Source organism: Mycobacteriales bacterium (genome assembly GCA_036497565.1).
Taxonomy (GTDB): Bacteria; Actinomycetota; Actinomycetes; order Mycobacteriales; family QHCD01; genus DASXJE01.
Genome location: DASXJE010000060.1, coordinates 1 through 1,915 on the forward strand (window position 1 = coordinate 1; position 1,915 = coordinate 1,915).

Here is a 1,915-nt window from a genome sequence, read left to right on the forward strand (position 1 = left end):
GATCTGCTCGGCCACCGCGGGTCCGGCGGCGAGGAGTCCCGGAACAGAGTCGTCCGGCACGGCCGGGAGAGCTCCGCCGTCGCGGCCCACGAGCCGCGCCCCGGCTTCCTGCGCGATGAGTACGCCGGCCAGAACGTCCCAGGTGTTGAAGCTGCCCAGCACCACTCCCGCGGCCCGACCTGCCGCGGCAGCGGCCAGCGACAGCGCCGAGGAGCCCATGATCCGGGTGCTGACCTGGGCCGCGGACAGTGTCGCGAGCATCTGCTCCATCCCCGGCCACGGCCGGTGCCCGGCCCACTCGGTGAGCACGACCTCGCCGGCCAGATCGGTCGCCCGTGAGCAGCGGACCGGCTCGCCGTTGCACCGCGCCCCGCGACCGCGCGCCGCGCTGAAGATTTCGCGCCGGTCGGGGTCGGCGACCACCGCGACGACCGGCCCGGACGGGTCGGCGAGGGCCAGGCTGAACGACGTCCACGGCAACCCGTGCGCGTAGTTCGTTGTGCCGTCGACCGGGTCGACGTACCAGACCTCGCCGGCGGCGGACGGAGCGCTCGCGCCGAGTTCCTCACCGACGATCTGGTGTCCAGGCCAGCGGGCCGAGATCTCGGCACGTACGTGGGTCTCGACCTCGCGGTCGGTTTCGGTGACCAGGTCGGCCGGCCCCGTCTTGGTCGTCACCTGCGTCGGCCGGTGCGCGCTGATCCGGTCGATCGCCCACCCGCCGAGCTCTTCGGCGAAGGCGAGCAACCGATCGACGTCGGTGTCCGTCAGCACGTGCTACCTGCTTCCTCGGTCCTCTTCGGTCGGGCGATCAGGTGCAGAGGGCGATCGTTCCGCCGTCGTGGGTGTCCAACCGGTGCGGGCCCGCGGTGGCGCCGACACTGAACCGGTCGCCGTGCACCGGGCGCCGCCGACCGTCGGGGCCGACGAGCAGCGTGCCGTCCGCGCCCAGCGCGATCAGCTCGTCGCCGACGCGCAGCAGCACCGGCGCCTCCCGACCGGCCGCCACTGCCGTCCGACCGGCCGTCAGCCCGGCCAGCACCGCGTCGACACCGTCGTCCTCGCACAGCACCCAGGTGGTCGGCGAGCCGGGCGAGCGGCCCTGGGCCGGGTCGTGGAAGTCGCTGCCGCCGATGGGTACGACGTCCAGGCCCCATGCCTCCCACCACGCCACCGGACCGCCCCACCGGGTGTCGAGCCAGCTCCAGTGCCAGACCTCGGCGAGCGGCGGCCTCCGGTCCAGCGGCTGACGCCAGGCACAGTCACCGGCGAGCGGATGGTTGATCGACATCAGCGCGCCGCGAGCCGCGGCCGTGTCGACCCACGCCTGTGCCGGCTCGCGGAAGTCGATCCAGCCGACGTCGCCGAAGACGTTGGCGTGGCCGGTGTCGGTCGTCACCTCCTGGCCGGGTAGCAGGGTGATCCCGTGTCGGGCACCGACCGCCGCGAGGTGAGGGTGATGGCTGGTGGTGTTGTGGTCGGTGACGGCCAGGAAGTCCAGGCCGGCGGCGACGGCGAGGCAGGCGAGCTCGTCGATCGTCCGGGAGCCGTCGGAGTGCAGCGTGTGCGCGTGCAGGTCGCCGGCGAGCCAGCGCATCCCGGCCGGTGCGGGCAGGTCCCGGCCCGGTGGCCGCTCCGGCGTCGGCGGTGGTGCGGCCGGCTGGTCGATGCGCACCGCGCCGCCACGGGCGGTCACTTCGTAAGGCAGTCCGGCGGCCGGGATCCGGTGCAGACCCAACATGACCTGCCAGGTGCCGCCCGGGAGCGGGCCGGGCAGGTAGCCCGGTGTCGCGGCCGTCGTACCGATGACGAACCGGTCGCGGGCGCCGCCGGACGTTCCGCGGAAGCCGGTCGGGTCGAGGCAGCCGAGGTCGAGCACGCCGGCGTCCCGGTCGTAGCTCAGGGTGACCTCGAG

General features: G+C 74.2%; 2 protein-coding genes. Both read right to left on the bottom strand.

Annotation, left to right across the window (positions count from 1 at the left end):
- Positions 1 to 774 (bottom strand): inositol monophosphatase family protein (locus VGH85_05360; protein HEY2173223.1); only part of this gene is annotated, 774 nt, incomplete at its 3' end.
- Positions 775 to 811: 37 nt separating this feature from the next.
- Positions 812 to 1,915: CehA/McbA family metallohydrolase (locus VGH85_05365; GenBank protein HEY2173224.1), on the bottom strand; the 1,104-nt coding region annotated here is incomplete at its 5' end.